Origin of the sequence: Mesorhizobium sp. M1D.F.Ca.ET.043.01.1.1 (assembly GCF_003952385.1) — a bacterium.
Lineage (GTDB): Bacteria > Pseudomonadota > Alphaproteobacteria > Rhizobiales > Rhizobiaceae > Mesorhizobium.
Map to the genome: position 1 here is coordinate 2,710,012 of NZ_CP034444.1, position 16,928 is coordinate 2,726,939.

Sequence of the window (16,928 nt, forward strand, 5' to 3'; positions counted from 1 at the left end):
AGGAAGAGTGCCTGCGGCGACGCTGCCAATCTCCCCCCTAGAGAGGGAGATGTCCGGCAGGACAGAGGGGGGCGCCGTAGAGCGCAAGGCTCGAAGTACAGCGGAGGCGCAAATGCCTGACCGTTCCTTCCTCTCGTGGCCCTTCTTCGAAGACCGCCATCGCCAACTCGCCGAACGCCTCGACGCCTGGTGTGCGAAGAACCTCCGGGTCGATCACCACGACGTGGACGCCGCCTGCCGCGCGCTGGTGGCGAGGCTTGGCCGCGACGGCTGGCTGAAGCCGACGGCGCTCGACCCGCACAATCCCGCACCGCTCGACGTGCGCACGCTCTGCATCACCCGCGAGACACTCGCGCGCCATGATGGCCTGGCCGACTTCGCCTTCGCCATGCAAGGCCTTGGCACCGGCGCGATCTCGCTCTTCGGCACGCCGGACCAGCAGCGCTGGCTGGAGAAGACGCGAGCCGGTCAAGCGATTTCCGCGTTTGCGCTGTCCGAGCCGCGCTCAGGTTCGGACGTCGCCAACATGGAAATGACGGCGGTACGCGACGGCGACGACTACGTGCTGTCGGGCGAAAAGACGTGGATCTCCAATGGCGCCATCGCCGATCTCTATGTGGTCTTCGCCCGCACCGGTGAGGCGTCGGGCGCCAAGGGGATTTCCGCTTTCATCGTGCCTGCCGACACGAAGGGTCTGGGCATTGCCGAGCGCCTCGAGGTCATCGCTCCGCACCCGTTGGCGCGGCTTTCGTTCGACAATGTCCGCGTTCCGGCTTCCGCCCTGATCGGCAAACCCGGCGACGGCTTCCGCATCGCCATGTCGGTGCTCGACGTCTTCCGCTCGACCGTCGGCGCCGCTGCTCTCGGCTTCGCCCGCCGTGCGCTGGACGAAAGCATCAAGAGGGTGGCCGAACGGAAACTCTTCGGCGCGCCGATGGCCGAACTGCAGATGGTGCAAGGCCATATCGCCGACATGGCGCTGGACGTCGACGCCGCCGCCTTGCTCATCTACCGCGCCGCGTGGACCAAGGACATGGGCGCCGCCCGCGTCACCCGTGAGGCTGCGATGGCGAAACTGTTCGCCACCGATCGGGCGCAGGAAGTGATCGACAAGGCGGTGCAACTGCATGGCGGCGACGGCGTGCGCAAGGGCCATATCGTCGAGAGCCTCTATCGCGAGATCCGGGCGCTGCGCATCTATGAGGGCGCTTCCGACGTGCAGAAGGTGGTGATCGCCAGGCAAGTCATGGGAGCCGCTTGACACCATGCCCTGCGAACCGAATTTGAATTAGGGGAAGCTAGACATGCACACCATCCTGCAGCCGGAAGGCTGGGCCAAACCGATCGGCTACGCCAATGGCGTCGCGGCGCGCGGGCGGCTGGTTTTCGTCGGCGGCCAGGTCGGCTGGAACGCCGCGTGCAAATTCGAGACCGATGACTTCGTCGGCCAGGTGCGCCAGACGCTCGCCAATATTGTCGCGGTGCTGGCGGAAGCCGGCGGCGAGCCGCACCACATCACCTCAATGACCTGGTATTTCACCGACAAAGCCGAGTATCTCGCCAACCTCAAAGGGATCGGCGAGGCCTACCGCGCCGTTATCGGACGGCATTTTCCGGCAATGGCCGCCATGCAGGTGGTGGCGCTGGTCGAGGACCGGGCCAAGGTGGAAATCCAGGCTACGGCGGTTATTCCGGACTAGTGCGTTTCACCGTTTCACGGAAACGGCGAAACGCCCTATCTCCTTGTTTTTACGCAATTCCGGACGGAAAACCGCTCACACTTTTCCTGGAATTGCTCTAACGTCCAAGATCAACGCGGGCGTTCGCGGCCACAGCCGCATCGCACCGGCTTGGCCCTTCCTACAATTTGTGATCAGATGATCACGCCTGCCTCGGCGGGCCGCTTGTGTGTCTTCGCACATAGGCTTTGTTAGAGGAAAACAAAAGCGTGGCTCTGGGCTTCGAACCGGTATCGGGACGCATCACCGTCCAGGATGGCGTCTATCAGCAGCTCCGCCATGCCTTGATGGTCGGAAGCTTCGATCCGGGGCAGGTGCTGACCATCGCCTCGCTGGCGGAAGCGTTCGGCACCTCCAACATGCCGGTACGCGAGGCCTTGCGGCGGCTGGCGGCGGAGAACGCACTGGAAATCTCGCAGAACGGTTCGGCCTGCGTGCCGGTGGTGACACGGGCGCGGCTCGACGACCTCTGCCGTGCCCGCCTGGCGGTCGAAGGGCTGGCGGCCGAGCTCGGCGCGCCGCGCCTGACAGCGGTCGAAATCGCCAGCCTGCAGCGCATCACCGACGACCAGCAGGCGATCGGCCGCGACGGCAGCATCTATGAGCTGATCGCCAAGAACCAGCAGTTCCATTTCATCATCTACCGCGCCTCAGGCTCGGACGTGCTGTTTCAATTGATCGAAACGCTGTGGCTGCGCTTCGGCCCTTATATGCGGCTGTTGTCCAACCATGTCGCGCCGCTGATGCGCGCCGGCACCATGGAACCCTCGGGCCGGCACGTCGCGATCATCGCGGCGCTGAAGGACAAGGACTTTGCGCGCGCCCGCGACGAGGTGGTGGCCGACATCACGGCGACCCAGATGACACTGCGCGCCATCTGCCCCGATGTGCCAGAGCCCAAGACGGTCGACTTCACCGGTTTCGGCAAAGCTTCCTGATCTTCCTCAGCGTTGGGCTGACCCAAAGACCGAGAAGGTCCTGTCGCGGCCGCGCTGGGACCAAAGCAATCGGCTGCTTTCTGGCACCTTGCCGTTTTTCTTTAGCCTTAAAGGATTGATCCTCGCTCCGTTTTGTGATCACATGATCACAAGGGAGCGAGACAGAAGATGTCCGGCTATTTTCTCTACCACTCGATCGGCACTTTCCCCGGCAAAGCCGAGCAGATGGCTGCCGCGCTGGCGGACTTCTCCGGCATCTGGTCGGCGGAAGACGATGGCCAGTGGCCGGCGGCGCTCGCCGCGCGGCAGCGCTTCATCGATGCCTGGATCAGGCTGATCGAAGCACCGCAGGGCACGCTCACCACCGCTGAGAATGTCACCGCCGCGCTCTACAGCCTGATCGGCGCCCTGCCCTCCGAGTGTCTAGCGGGAAAGCGCCTGCTGGTTGCCGCCGACTGTTTTCCGAGCCTGCATTTCTTGCTGGCAGGCTTGGCTCAACGTTTCCATTTCACGCTCGACACCGTGCCGTTGCGGCCGGGCGAAAGCTGGGTTCGCGACGAGGATTTCATCGCGCGCTGGCAATCGGATGTCGGGCTGGCGCTGATCACCTTCGTCACCTCGACCGCCTCGCACCGCTGCGACGTCGAGCGGCTTGCCGCGCATGGTCGCGCCATGGGCAGCGTCGTCGGCGTCGACGTCACTCAGGGCATCGGCGTCGTGCCGTTTTCGGTTGCCGCGACGCCGGTCGATTTCGTCGTCTCAACATCGCTGAAATGGCTGTGCGGTTCCTCCGGCGCCGGCATCCTGCAGGTCGCACCGGATCTTCTGGCGACCTGCCGGCCGGAGCTGCGCGGCTGGTTCAGCCAGCCGAACCCGTTCTCCTGGGATCTCGACGCCTTCACCTATGCCGCCGATGCGCGGCGTTTCGACCACGGCACGCCGGGGATTCTCGCGAGCGTCGCCTCGCTGCCGGGGCTGGAATGGGTGGAACGGACCGGCATCGATACGATCCGCGCGCAGAACGCGGCGCTCATCGAGCGCATCGTCGGTGCCGCGCTGGACAATGGCTGGGCGGTCCGCTCGCCGCTCGACGCCAGAGAGCGCGGCGGCAGCGTCATGCTCGGCCTGCCGCAGCACGTCGAGGCGGCGAAGGTCGTCGCCGCGCTGCGCGACGAGCGGCTTTACTGCGATGCGCGCGGCACGACGCTGCGGCTGTCGCCCGGCATGGTCACGACAGAGGCGGCGGTCGAAACACTGATCGCCAGGCTGCAGCAGCATTTCGGCTCGCGGCGGCGCCGCGCATCCTGAATTCAGGCACCGCCTCGCCTGCGGCGCCCCGGGAGTTGGGCGCCGAAAGGGGCGGATGAGGAACCGAACCAGAGGGAAGCAAAAATGCTGAAACGTCTAGGACTGATTGGGGTGATCATCGCCGCCGGCGTCGCCTTCGCGGCCCCCGCCTTCGCCGACAAGATCATGGTTGGCGCCTATCCGGCCAACCCGCCATGGGAATACAAGACCGATTCCGGCGGTTTCGAGGGTTTTGAGATCGACGTCGCCAACGATGTCGCCAAGCGCCTCGGTGCCGAGGTCGAGTTCCAGGATCTCGGCTTCCAGGCGCTGTTCGCGGCAACGGCTTCGGGCCGTATCGACTTCGCCGTGTCGTCGATCTCGGTCACCAAAGAGCGGCTGCAGAACCAGGGCTTCACCCAGGCCTATTACGACAGCGACGGCACCATCGTCGGCAAGGCGGAATCCACCATCAAGTCGCTCGACGATCTGAAGGGCAAGACCATCGGCGTCATCGCTGGCTCCACCGGCGAAGCCTACATGAAGGAAAACGCCGCCAAGCTCGGCGTCGCCGAGACCAAGAGCTACAACGCCCAGCAGGACCTTTTGCTCGACGTGCAGAACGGCCGCATCGACGGCGGCGCCGGCGAGCTCGCCGGCTTCCTGTTCGCCATCAAACAGATGCCGGCGCTGAAGATCCTGGTCCGCATCCCGACCGGCGAGCGCTTCGCGATGATGACCAAGAAGGGCCACCCGCTGCTGGAAAAGATCAACGACGCCATCAGCGAAATGAAGAAGGACGGCACCATGGCCGCCATCCACAAGAAGTGGTTCGGCGTCGATCCGGAGGCCGGGACCAGCACGGTGACGCCCGGACCGATCCCGCAGTAAGCCGGCTAATCAAACGCCCTTGGAGGAGCGCCGGCGACCGGCGCTCCTCATCTCCAACCCCTTAGGCTGCGCGAACGCCGCAAGGTCTGGCGCTGCCTTGACGGTGAAGCGATGGAACTGATCGATACCTTCTTCAACTGGGGCATCCTGGTCCGATCGTTTCCGATCCTCATCCGCGGGCTCGGCAACACCATCCTGCTCGGCTGCGCCGCGATCGTCTTCGGCACCATTGCCGGGCTGGCGATCTGCCTGGTGCGGCTCTATGCGCCGAAGCCGCTGAGACGGCTGGCGACGCTCTATATCGACATGTTCCGCGCGCTGCCGATCCTGGTGGTGCTGATCCTGATCTACTACGCCCTGCCCTTCATCGGCATCCGGCTGTCGTCCTTCGTGTCGGCGGCACTTGCGCTGTCGCTGGTGCTTGCCGCCTTCACCGCGGAAGTCTGCCGCGCTGGCATCGAGAACATCCCGAAGGGCCAGTTCGAGGCGGCGGCGGCCCTCGGCCTGCCGTTCTGGGTCGCCATGCGCAAGGTGGTGCTGCCGCAGGCGATCCGCGTCGTCATTCCGCCGCTCATCAGCAACTGCGTCTCCGTGTTCAAGGACACCGCGCTCGCCTCTGTCGTGGCGATGCCCGACCTCCTGAAGCAGGCCACCGACGCGCAGGCGCTGATGGCCAATCCGACGCCGCTGATCGGCGCGGCGATCATCTATCTCGCCTTCCTGTGGCCGCTGGTGCGGCTGGTCGGCTACCTCGAAGAGCGCGGCAAGGCCCGGTCCGGCGCGCGCTAGCCTCCCCTCGAACTGACATCGACGACCTGAAGGAGACTCCCGTGAACCAGCACCACGTTTCGAAAGCGCAGGAGAGCGCCGCTGCGTTCCCGGTCGAGAAGATCCGCGCCATGTTTCCCGCGCTCCGGCAGGGCGGCGACTTCATCTTCATGGACAACGCCGCCGGAGCCCAGATACCGCAAAGCGTGCTCGAGGCGGTGACCAACCACCTGGTCGGGCACAACGTCCAGCGCGGTGGCCGCTATGGCCGCAGCGTCACCGTCGACCAGTCGGTCGCCGCGGCGCGCGAAAGCGTGGCGCTTTTGATCAACGCCTACAGCCCGTCCGAAATCTGCTTCGGCATGAACGCCACCTCGTTCATTCGCCTCGTCAGCCTCGGCATCGGCCAGATGCTTGCTAAGGACACAGATGGGGATCGCGACGAGATTGTCGTCACCGACATGGATCATGACGCCAATATCGCCACGTGGCTGGCGCTGGAGCACGCCGGCGCCAAATTCAAATGGTGGCGCATGCGCGAGGACGGCAATCTCCATGTCGACGACCTCGAGCCGCTGGTGTCGGAGCGCACCCGTCTCGTCGCCTGCACGGTGACGGCGCATTCGATCGGCTCGATCGTCGATGTCGCTTCGGTGGCGAGGATCGCGCATGCGGCGGGCGCGGAAGTGTTCCTCGACTGCGTGCATTACGGACCGCATGGGCTGATCGACGTGCAGGCCTGGGACTGCGACTATCTGGTCTGCTCCGGCTACAAGAACTTCTCGCCGCATATGGGCTTTCTGTGGGGCCGCTTCGAAACGCTGAAGCGGCTGCCGACCTTCCGCGAGGATTTCATTCCCGACGAGCCCCCCTACAAGGTCGAGGCCGGCACCTTCATCTACGAGAACGTGTCGGGCATGGACGCGGCCGTGCGCTATCTGGAATCCGTCGGCCGCAACTTTCTGCCCGAAAACAACCGCTCGCGCCGCGACAACATCGTGGCCGGTATGAACGCCATCCGCGACTACGAGCTGATGCTGGCGCGCGAGATGATGAAGGTGCTGAAGGATTGCGGCGCCACCATCTACGGCGTCGCCGACGAGGCGCGCATCAACGAGCGCGTGCCGACCTTCTGCTTCAACATCGGCAATCTGTCGCCGCAGCGGATCGTCGAGGAGATGGCCGCCGTCCAGATCGGCATCCGCGACGGCCACATGTATGCGCCGCGGCTGATGAAGCGGCTCAACCTCGCCATGGACAGCGGCGCCATCCGCGCCTCGCTGGTGCATTACAACACGGTCGAGGAGGTGCGCCGGTTTGGGGAAGCGCTGCGGGCGATCATCGCGAAGCTGTCGTGATCTGCGTATGACCTAAGAACGCGCTAGCACGGCCGTTCGGATATGCGTTTCGGAACGGCGGGAACGGGGCCGAGAGCAGACCGGCAGCTTCGGTCTGCGAATCTTCAAGAGCGGACATTTCAGGTTGGCCGTGGGCATCGTCCTGACGTGACCCTAGCCGGTCATTCGGGGCCAGCGAATCTGGCGTCCCGCTGCCAGACGGGCTAGATAGAATGTACGAGTTGACGAATTGCTGATCGTGACTCGAAAGGAAGTGAATGGCCGAAGGCCGTGCACATCGTCGCCTCGCCGCTATCCTCGCGGCGGACGTGGTCGGCTATTCGCGCCTCATGGGGACCGACGAGGCCGGAACGCTCGCGCGGCTGAAGACGCTGCGCCAGAACATCATTGACCCCTCCATCGCCTCGCATTCAGGCCGGATCGTCAAGCTGATGGGCGACGGCGCCCTCGTCGAGTTCGCCAGCGCGGTCGAGGCGGTGACCAGCGCGGTCGAAATCCAGAACAAGATGCGCGAGCACAACGCCGACGCTGGAGACAACGCGATCTGGTTCCGCATCGGCATCAATGTCGGCGACATCATCGTCGACGGTGACGACATCTATGGCGACGGCGTCAACATCGCCGCCCGGCTGGAGGCGTTGGCCGAGCCCGGCGGTGTGTTCATCTCCCGCACCGCCGCGGACCAGGTGCGCGATAAGGTGCCAATCAATATCGAGGACCGCGGCGACTTCGCGGTCAAGAACATTGCGCGCCCCATCCAGGTGTTCTGTGTCGTGGTCGACGACCGGCTCGCCAAGGCTGCCCAACGGGGCGAAGCGGCACCTTCCAAGCGGCCCAGAACTCCGTCAATCGCGGTTCTTCCGTTCGTCAACATCAGCGGCGATGCTGAGCAGGAGTACTTTGCCGACGGCATCAGCGAGGACATCATCACCGATCTGTCGAAGGTCGCCGGGCTGCTCGTCATCGCCCGCAATTCGAGCTTCACTTACAAGGGCAAGAGCATCGATATCCGCACCGTGGGGCGCGAGCTCGGCGTGACCTCGGTGCTGAAGGGCTCGATCCGGCGGGCCGGCAACCGGGTGCGGATCACCGCGCAGCTCATCGACGCCACGGCCGGGACACACCTTTGGGCGGACCGCTACGACCGTGACCTCACCGACATCTTCGTGGTTCAGGACGAGGTAACGCGCCAGATCGTCGAGGCGCTGAAAGTCACGCTTACGCCAGCGGAGTCGACGCGTATCGCCCGTACGCCAACGAGAAACATCGAGGCGCACGATCTCTTCCTGCGCGGGCGGGAGGCGTTGTTCGGTCCTGAAAAGACAAAGGAGTCTTTCGAGCGCGAAGTCGCGCTGTTCACCCAGGCGATCGAGCTCGACCCCGACTATGCCGAACCATATGTTGGTCTGGCCCACGCCTACAACCACGACTTCCAGAACCACTGGAGCGGGCGCACCGACAGCCAACAACTATCGGGCCACTACAGCAGGCTGGCACTCGAGAAGGACCCCACCCTGCCCTATGCGCACTCTGTAGCCGCGATCGTAAAGTTCTGGGAAAAGGATCTGGCCGGACATCGCGAGGAAGTGGAGAAGGCGCTGGCGCTCAACCCCAACTTCGCGTTGGCCCTCCGCATGCGCGGGGTGGGCAACATCTACAACGGCGCGCCACTGGAGGCGATTCCGGATCTGGAGCACGCGCTGCGCCTCGATCCGCTGGTGGGGCACTTGACCTGGCAGTTCATCGGCTCCGCCTATCTCATAGCCGGCCAATACCAGAAGGCTGTCGAGGCCTTCCGTGAGCGGATCCGCCTCTCGCCCAAGACCGACCTGTCGCGCGGGTTTCTCATTGCCGCCCTTGGTCACCTCGGCGAAGTCGACGAGGCGCGGCGTGTTTGGGCGGAACTGAAAGAGATAAATCCGAACTATCGCATCTCGGAGCATGTCGGGCGGCTGCCATTCCGGGATCCCGCCGATGCCGAACGCATCCGGGTCGGCTTCGCCATGGCGGTACCCGAATAAGCGGTTGCGCGGCCCTCTTTTGCGGGCGCGACGCGACCTCCAGCGTGGTCGCCGGCAATGTCTGGTTTCGGGCAACGCCATCCGCGCCTCGCTGGTGCATTACAACACGGTCGAGGAGGTGCGCCGGTTTGGGGAAGCGCTGCGGGCGATTATCGCGAAGCTGTCGGGATCTAGGTCTGGCCTAAGAGCGCGCCAGAACAGCCATTCGGATATGCGTTTTGGAAGGGCGGGAACGGGGCCGGAAGCGGACGGTCCGCTTGTAGTAGAGGGAAGGCCGACATGGGCGCTAGACCTCAGATCCGACGTGCTGACCCGGATGGACGTTCGATGCGGTTGCGAGATCCTCTGGTGATAGCATAGCGCACGACCCAAAGCTGGCACTGCCCCTCGCAAAAGAGGCGCGACCCACCTTAGTGTTTGCGATATAGTGATCGGGCAAAGCCTCCACCGCCTGGGAGGTAGGCACGTGGATATTCGGGCATGGCTGGTGAGCCTCGGCCTCGGCGAGTATGCCGACGCCTTCGGTAGCCACGATATCGATGAAGAAGTGCTCCCAAGCCTGACCGCCGACGATCTGACAGCGCTCGGAATCACGTCAGTTGGCCATCGACGCAAGTTGCTCAGCGGCATTGCGGCCCTCGCCGAAGGGCGGCCCACCACGGCTCAGCCCTCGCCTGCACGCTCGGAATCTCGCGCGGAGCGGCGGCAACTCACCGTAATGTTCGTCGACCTCGTCGGCTCGACCGAGCTTGCGCAGGCGCTCGACCCGGAAGACATGCGCGAGATCATTCTCGGCTATCAGCAGGCGGTCGCGCGTGAGATCGCTCGCTTCGACGGGCGCGTCGCCAAGCTGATGGGCGACGGTGTACTCGCCTATTTCGGCTGGCCACAGGCGCACGAGGATGACGCAGAGCGCGCGGTGCGAGCGGGCCTCGCCGCTGCTTCCGCCACCGGCCTGCTGACCGCGCCCAGCGGCAAGCCGCTCGCGGCGCGCGTCGGCATCGCCACAGGACTGGTCGTCGTCGGCGACCTGGTCGGAGAAGGTGCTGCACAAGAGGAAGCCGTTGTCGGAGACACGCCCAATCTCGCAGCCCGGCTGCAGGCACTCGCAGAACCTGGCGCAGTAGTCATCGCCGACGCGACGCAAAAGCTGACGGCGGGGCTGTTCGCGACAGCCGACCTCGGTGAGCGTCTGTTGAAGGGCTTTGCCACTCCAATGCGATGCCGGCGCGTCGTCAGCGAAACGGCCGCCGAAAGCCGGTTCGAAGCGCGGCACTCCGTGCTTGGACCTCTGGTCGGGCGGGACCGCGAGCTGGCACTCCTGCTCGAGAGCTGGCACCGCTCGACAACGGCAGAGGCTCGGGTCGTGCTTCTCAGCGGCGAGGCGGGCATTGGCAAGTCGCGCCTGATTGCGGCCCTCGCCGAGCGGGTTGCTGCCGAACCGCACACCGAGCTGCGCTTATTCTGCTCCGCCTATCATACGAACAGTGCGCTGCATCCTCTCATAGCGCATCTCGAGCGAGTGGCGGGTTTCGTCAGTGACGACAGTGCCGACAGCAGGTTCGACAAACTCAGGGGACTGTTCGCAAGGCTCCAACTGGAGACGGACGAGGCGCTGCCGCTGCTGGCGATCCTATTGTCGATCGAAGCAGGCGGACGCTACCAGCCGCCCAGATTGCCCGCGCCGACGCTCAGGGCACGCACGCTCACGGCGTTGATACGACTTGTCGAGGTGTCGGGAGCGAACAGACCGGTGCTTGTGCTGGTCGAAGACGCCCATTGGATAGACCCGACGACGGCGGAGTGGCTCGCGATGCTGGTTGAGCGGCTCGCTGGCCTGCGCGCCTTGTTGGTGGTGACGGCACGACCGGAATTCGAGCCGCGCTGGAAGGCGCTATCATCGGTAGCGATGGTGCAGCTCGAACGACTTGAACGGGAACACGGCATAGCGATCATCGAGCGCGTTGCAGGCAACAGAAAGCTGCCGCGCGATATTGCCGACCGGATCCTGGCCAATACGGAAGGTGTACCGCTGTTCGTCGAGGAGCTGACGCGGACGGTCCTCGATTCCGGGCTGCTGCGAGAGGCCGACGGGCGCTATCTCGCGATCGGGCCACTGCCGGACCTGGCAATCCCATCGACCCTGCAGGACTCGCTGATGGCGCGCCTCGACCGGCTGTCGCCGGTCAAAGAGACGGCCCAGATCGGCGCCTGTATCGGGCGCATCTTCGGCCACCGGCTGCTCGCAGCGGTGAGCGGTACGGACCATGCGCGGCTCGACGATGCGCTACACCAGCTCGAACGGGCCGAGCTGGTTTTTCGCAGCGGCGCTATGCCGGAGGCGACCTATACGTTCAAGCATGCGCTGGTTCGCGACACTGCCTACCAGAGTCTGTTGAAGAGCCGGCGCCAGCAAATCCATGGCCGGATCGCAGCAGCGCTCGAAGCCGAGTTCGCCGAAATCGCCGAAGCCGAACCTGAAACCGTCGCGCAGCATTACACGCTGGCCGGACTGGCGGGTAAGGCCGTGCCATGGTGGCTGCGGGCGGGGCAGCGCGCCATGGCAAGGTCTGCCAACCGCGAGGCCGCAGCCCACTTCACCAAGGGGCTTGAGCTTATCGCGTCGCTGCCCGCTTCCGAGTCCCGGCTCAGGCAGGAAGTTTCACTGTGGACTGCGATGGGCTCGGCCCTCGTCCCCGCCAAAGGTTGGGCCGCCCCGGAGCCCCTGCAGGCATTTTCGACCGCTCGGGAGCTTGCCGCGCGGCTCGGCGACAAAATCCAGCTATTTGCAGCGGTGCGCGGCGAGAGCGGCTGCCGTACGATCTCGGGCGACCTGCGCGCCGCCGAGGCTCTTGCCCTGCAGTGCAGGACGCTTGGGATGGAGCTCGCCGAGGCATCCGGCGATTCCGAATACCTGCTGGAGGCGCATCATCAGCTCTGGGGCGTCAATTTTTATCTGGGCAGGTACGGGTCCGCTGAATCGTTTGTCAGATTTGGTCTTGATACCTACGACTACGAGCGGCATCGCCACCTTGCGTGGGGCTATACCGGTCACGATCCCGGCGTTTGCTGCAGGTCTTTCCACGCGCAGATGCTTTGCATATGCGGCAAGCCTGACACGGCGATCCAGCAGGCAAGGGAAGCCGTTGCTCTGGCCCAGCGCGACTCGCATCCCCTTAGCCTCGCCCAGGCACAGGTGGCCCTCGGCGTTGTCCACCTCCTCCGGCAAGAGCCCGTAGAGGCGCGACGCTGGACCGAACAAGCGATTGCGGTGTGCACCGAGTTCGCCCTCCCGCTGCTGCTGGGGCAGGCTCGCGCCTTCTTTGGCTGGGCGCTTGCCGGTCTGGGAGCGTTGGACGACGGGATTGGCGAGATGCGCGATGGGATCGCAGCGATGGCAGCGACCGGGGCCGACATGGGGATGGCCGCTTATCTGTGCGCGCTCGCGCGGGCCTGCGGCGAACGCGGCGAGGCGGCCGAGGGACTGGCCGTTCTGGAAAAGGCCTTCGACACGCTCGCCAAATCAGGCTCCACGTATCAACTGCCCGAGCTGTTGAATGCGAAAGCAGAGTTGCTGTCACGGCTGAACCCGCGTGGCGACACCGCCGAAGACCTTTTGCGGCAATCTCTGGCCGCCGCCCGCGAGCAGGGCGCGATGCTGGCCGAGTTGAGAGCCGCTTTTCGCCTCGCGGGACTTTGGGCCAAGCGCGGCCGCGTTAAGCAGGCGCGAGAGTTGCTCGCACCGGTCTATGCCGCTTTCAACGAAGGCCTCGACACGCCTGACCTGGTGGAGGCCGGATTCCTTCTGCAACAGCTTCCGCAAGGAGCGACGGCGCAACCCTAGGGAGGAGTGTGGCATGCTCAACCGAATGTGGATCGGCCTACTGGCGGTCGTGGCACTGCTGCCGCCTGGCGCCCGAGCTGTTGCGACCGAACTGACGATCCTTTGGGCCGAATGGGATCCGGCCAACTATTTGCAGGAACTCGGCAACGAGTATGAGAAGGAGACCGGGGTCAAGGTTACCGTCGAGACAGTGAACTGGCCTGATTTCCAGGACAAGGCGTTCATGGAGTTCAATGCCCACGCCGACGCCTACGACATGGTCGTAGGCGATTCGCAATGGCTTGGAGCCGGCGCCACGGAGGGCCACTACGTCGAGCTGACCGATCTCGTGAAGGAGACCGATCTGACCAAAGTCATGACCCCGGCGTCGATGACTTATTATTCCGAGTATCCAAAGGGAAGCGGACGCTACTGGGCTGTTCCGCTCGAGGCCGACGCGGTCGGCTGGGCCTACCGTAAGGACTGGTTCGAAGATCCCGCCGAGATGAAGGCCTTCAAAGAGAAGTACGGCTACGACCTCGCCCCGCCTAAAACCTGGATGCAGCTCCGCGACATCGCCGAGTTCTTCTATCGACCGCACTCCAACCCGCCGCGCTATGGTGTGGCGATCTACACTGAGCAGCACGGCGACGGGCTCATCATGGGCTTCATGTCCGAGTTGTTCAGCTATGGCGGCGAGCTCGGGAACTACAGCACTTGTACGGTCGAAGGCATCGTTAACTCGCCGCAGGCCATCAAGGCGCTTGAGGCTTACAAGCAGCTCTACTCCTTCACGCCACCGGACTGGGGCAATACCACCAATCGGGAGGAAGACCTGGCGATCACCGGGGGCTTGGCGGCAATGAGTATGAATTTCTTCGCCTTCTTCCCGGCGCTGGCCAACCCGGCGATAAATCCGAACGCCTCCGTCACGGGATTCTTCGCGAGCCCGGCTGGACCGGGCGGAGATCGATTCACCGCGCTGGGTGGCCAAGGTATCTCGATCGTCTCTTATTCGCGCAAGCAGGCGGAAGCCAGGAAGTTCCTTGAATGGCTCGTTCGCGATGACACGCAGGGGAAATGGGCGGACCTTGGCGGCTATACGGCCGACGCGCACATTCTGGAATCGCAGAAATTCCGCAACGCTACACCGTACAATGAAGCGTTCTACCAGAGCCTATTCGTGGTGAAGGACTTCTGGGCAGAACCTTACTACGCCAAGCTTATCGAGCAGATGAACGCACGTCTGGCACCCTATTTGCTCAAGGATGGCGGATCGGCAAAGGAGACGCTCGACGGGATCGCGGCCGATTGGAAGACGACGATCTCCGAATACGGCTGCAAATAGCCGCAAAGCGACCGCCATGGCAGACGTAAGTCGCCATTCGTAAAACTCGGTCTTTCAGAACAGTGGAGTTTTCACTCTAGAGCAATTCCAGGAAAAGTGTGTAACGGTTTTCCGTCCGGAATTGCGCAAAAACAAATACTTAGAGCGGTTCGGCGATTCTATATCGCTGAAACGCTCTAAGCCGCCTTCTTCTTGGCCAGCCTTGCCTTGATGCTCGCCACATCGGCGCGCGGCGTCGCTGCGAACAGCGTCTTGGTGTAGGCGTGCTTGGGGTCTGAAAAGACCTCGTCGCGGGGGCCGTATTCGACCGCCTCGCCGAAATACATCACCATCACGTCGTCGGCGATGTAGCGCACCACCGAGAGGTCGTGGCTGATGAAGACATAGGTCAGCTGGAACTCGTCCTGCAGGTCGGCAAGCAGGTTGAGCACCTGCGCCTGCACCGAGAGGTCGAGCGCCGAGACCGGCTCGTCCAGCACCAGCAGGCTCGGGTTCAGCATCAGCGCGCGGGCAATGGCGATGCGCTGGCGCTGGCCGCCGGAGAACATGTGCGGATAGCGGTTGTAGTGCTCGGGTCCGAGGCCGACCTTCTTCAGCATCTTCATCGCAAGATCGCGGCGTTCCTCGGCCGACTTGTCGGTGTTGATGAGCAGCGGCTCGCCGAGCACGTCACCGATCTTCTGGCGCGGGTTGAGCGATCCGTAAGGGTTCTGGAAGACGATCTGCACCTTGCGGCGCATCTCCTTGGTCAGCCCGTCCCTGGCGATGTCGACCTTGTTGCCGTCGATGAACAGCTCGCCGGCCGTCGCCGGATCGATCAGCGTGATGATGCGGGCAAGCGTGGACTTGCCGCAGCCGCTCTCGCCGACGATCGCCAGCGTCTTGCCCTTGTCGACGCTGAAGGAAACGCCCTTCACCGCATGCACGGTGCGCGCGCCGCGGAACAGCCCGCCGCCGACATGGTAATCGCGCTTGATGTTCTTGCCTTCGACAACCTTGGTCATGCGCTAGCTTCTGGGGGCGCCGGTTCGAACAGCATGTCTGAGACGGTCGGCAGCCGGTCGCCGACGGCGTTCTCCGGCAGCGCCGACAGCAGCGCGCGCGTGTAGTTGCTCTTCGGGCTCTCGAACAGCGACAAGACGTCGGCCTCTTCCATCTTGCGGCCCCTGTACTGGACGATGACGCGGTCGGCGGTCTCGGCCACCACGCCCATATTGTGCGTGATCATGATCAGGCCCATGCCGTATTTGGCCTGCAGCGAGACCAGGAGATCGAGGATCTGCTTCTGGATGGTGACGTCGAGCGCGGTGGTCGGCTCGTCGGCGATCAGGAGCTTCGGATTGCAGGCAATCGCCATCGCGATCATGACTCGCTGGCACTGGCCGCCCGACATCTGATGCGGGAAGGAGTTGAGCCGCTCGGCCGGTTCGGGAATGCCGACCTGCTTCAACAGTTCGATGGCGCGGGCGCGACGCTGCGCACGGTCCATGCCGAGATGGAAGCGCAGCACTTCCTCGATCTGGAAGCCGACGGTGAAGCACGGATTGAGGCTGGCGATCGGCTCCTGGAAGATCATGGCAATGTCCTTGCCGATGATCTTGCGGCGCTCGGCCGGACTGATCTTGAGCAGGTCGCGGCCGCCGAACGTCATGCGGTCGGCAGTGACTGTTGCGGTCCATGGCAGAAGGCCCATCACCGCCAGCATCGACACCGACTTGCCGGAGCCGGATTCGCCGACGATGGCGAGCACCTCGCGCTCGTCGACACGGAGCGAGACGCCGTCGACGGCGCGGAACGGGCCGGACGCGGTCTGGAACTCGACGACGAGGTTCTGGATCTCGAGCAATGCCATCACGACCTCCTGAGCTTCGGATCGAGCGCGTCGCGCAGGCCGTCGCCGATCAGGTTGATGGCGAGCACGGTGATCAGGATGGCAAGACCCGGGAAGGTCACCACCCACCAGGCGCGCAGGATGAATTCGCGCGCCGAGGCGAGCATGGTGCCCCATTCCGGCGTCGGCGGCTGCGCGCCGAGGCCGAGGAAGCCAAGCGCGGCGGCCTCGAGGATGGCGTTCGAGAAGGACAGCGTGCCCTGGACGATCAGCGGCGCCAGGCAGTTGGGCAGGATGGTTCTGAGCATCAGCCTCAGATGTCCGGCGCCGGCGACCTTGGCCGCCACGACATATTCGCGGCTTTTCTCGGCCATGACGGCCGCGCGCACCAGGCGAGCGAAATGCGGCTGCAGGACGAGCGAGATCGCCAGCATCGCGTTGAACAGGCCGGGCCCGAGGATGGTCACCAGCACCAGCGCAAGCAACAGCGACGGGAAAGCCAGGATCAGGTCCATGACGCGCATGATCGCGACGTCGACCCAGCCGCGGAAATAGCCGGCCAGCAGGCCGAGCGTGATGCCGCCGGTCAGCGCCAGCGTGACCACGACGGCGCCGATGAGCAGCGAGAAGCGCGCGCCATAGAGCAGGCGCGAGAGGATATCGCGGCCGACCGGATCGGTTCCGAGCAGATATTGGGTGCTGCCACCCGTCTGCCATGCCGGCGGCCTCAGGAACGCGGTCTTGTCCTGGACGTCGGGCGCGTAGGGCGCGAGCAGCGGTGCGAAGAGCGCCGCCAGCACCAGCAGGACGAAGACGACCAGGCCGATGACGGCGCCGCGGTTCACCGAGAAATAATGCCAGAAGGTCTTGAAGCCGGTCAGCCGGTCGGGGCTGCCGGCGGCCATGGGGGCGATTTCGGTCGAC

The 16,928-nt window shown here is 64.3% G+C and carries 13 protein-coding genes; 10 read left to right on the forward strand and 3 right to left on the reverse strand.

All coding sequences use genetic code 11. The features are described 5' to 3' along the window. Positions 1-112: 112 nt before the first annotated feature. The 10 genes from EJ067_RS13220 to EJ067_RS13265 all read left to right on the forward strand — a co-directional run bounded on the left by EJ067_RS13220 (position 113) and on the right by EJ067_RS13265 (position 14,173). A complete protein-coding gene (locus EJ067_RS13220; RefSeq protein WP_126086098.1) occupies positions 113-1,261 on the forward strand; it encodes an acyl-CoA dehydrogenase family protein in 1,149 nt (382 codons plus the stop codon). Between the two features lie 43 nt (positions 1,262-1,304). Next, positions 1,305-1,700, forward strand: a complete 396-nt coding sequence (locus EJ067_RS13225) for a RidA family protein (protein WP_126086099.1) — start codon at positions 1,305-1,307, stop codon at positions 1,698-1,700. Positions 1,701-1,948: 248 nt separating this feature from the next. Beyond that, complete coding sequence (locus tag EJ067_RS13230) at positions 1,949-2,677, forward strand: GntR family transcriptional regulator (protein ID WP_126086100.1); 729 nt, start codon at positions 1,949-1,951, stop codon at positions 2,675-2,677. Between the two features lie 168 nt (positions 2,678-2,845). Then, positions 2,846-3,985, forward strand: coding sequence for an aminotransferase class V-fold PLP-dependent enzyme (locus tag EJ067_RS13235; protein WP_126086101.1), 1,140 nt, complete (start codon positions 2,846-2,848; stop codon positions 3,983-3,985). Between the two features lie 84 nt (positions 3,986-4,069). Beyond that, the gene (locus EJ067_RS13240) at positions 4,070-4,855 is read left to right on the forward strand and encodes an ABC transporter substrate-binding protein (RefSeq protein WP_126086102.1); all 786 of its coding nucleotides are present in this window, start codon (positions 4,070-4,072) and stop codon (positions 4,853-4,855) included. 111 nt (positions 4,856-4,966) lie between these two features. After that, positions 4,967-5,644, forward strand: coding sequence for an amino acid ABC transporter permease (locus EJ067_RS13245; RefSeq protein WP_126086103.1), 678 nt, complete (start codon positions 4,967-4,969; stop codon positions 5,642-5,644). Between the two features lie 41 nt (positions 5,645-5,685). After that, positions 5,686-6,981 (forward strand): cysteine desulfurase-like protein, encoded by a 1,296-nt coding sequence (locus EJ067_RS13250; RefSeq protein ID WP_126086104.1) that lies wholly within the window; start codon positions 5,686-5,688, stop codon positions 6,979-6,981. A gap of 257 nt (positions 6,982-7,238) precedes the next feature. After that, positions 7,239-9,002, forward strand: a complete 1,764-nt coding sequence (locus tag EJ067_RS13255) for an adenylate/guanylate cyclase domain-containing protein (RefSeq protein ID WP_126086105.1) — start codon at positions 7,239-7,241, stop codon at positions 9,000-9,002. Between the two features lie 466 nt (positions 9,003-9,468). After that, positions 9,469-12,846 carry an adenylate/guanylate cyclase domain-containing protein gene (locus EJ067_RS13260; protein WP_126086106.1) on the forward strand — a complete coding sequence of 1,126 codons (3,378 nt, stop codon included), beginning with the start codon at positions 9,469-9,471 and terminating at the stop codon, positions 12,844-12,846. A gap of 25 nt (positions 12,847-12,871) precedes the next feature. Further along, positions 12,872-14,173: an extracellular solute-binding protein gene (locus EJ067_RS13265; RefSeq protein WP_189510746.1), complete on the forward strand. Its 1,302-nt coding sequence runs from the start codon at positions 12,872-12,874 to the stop codon at positions 14,171-14,173. Between the two features lie 176 nt (positions 14,174-14,349). Here the strand turns inward: EJ067_RS13265 and EJ067_RS13270 are convergent, their stop codons facing one another. Genes EJ067_RS13270 through EJ067_RS13280 form a run of 3 tightly spaced genes read right to left on the reverse strand, consistent with a single transcriptional unit; the run spans position 14,350 to position 16,909 of the window. After that, complete coding sequence (locus tag EJ067_RS13270) at positions 14,350-15,177, reverse strand: dipeptide ABC transporter ATP-binding protein (RefSeq protein WP_126086108.1); 828 nt, start codon at positions 15,175-15,177, stop codon at positions 14,350-14,352. After that, positions 15,174-16,025, reverse strand: coding sequence for an ABC transporter ATP-binding protein (locus EJ067_RS13275; protein WP_126086109.1), 852 nt, complete (start codon positions 16,023-16,025; stop codon positions 15,174-15,176). Before EJ067_RS13275 ends, EJ067_RS13270 begins: the two co-directional genes overlap by 4 nt. Then, a complete protein-coding gene (locus tag EJ067_RS13280; RefSeq protein ID WP_245468309.1) occupies positions 16,025-16,909 on the reverse strand; it encodes an ABC transporter permease subunit in 885 nt (294 codons plus the stop codon). The genes EJ067_RS13275 and EJ067_RS13280 overlap by 1 nt, the downstream gene beginning before the upstream one ends. Positions 16,910-16,928: the final 19 nt, after the last annotated feature.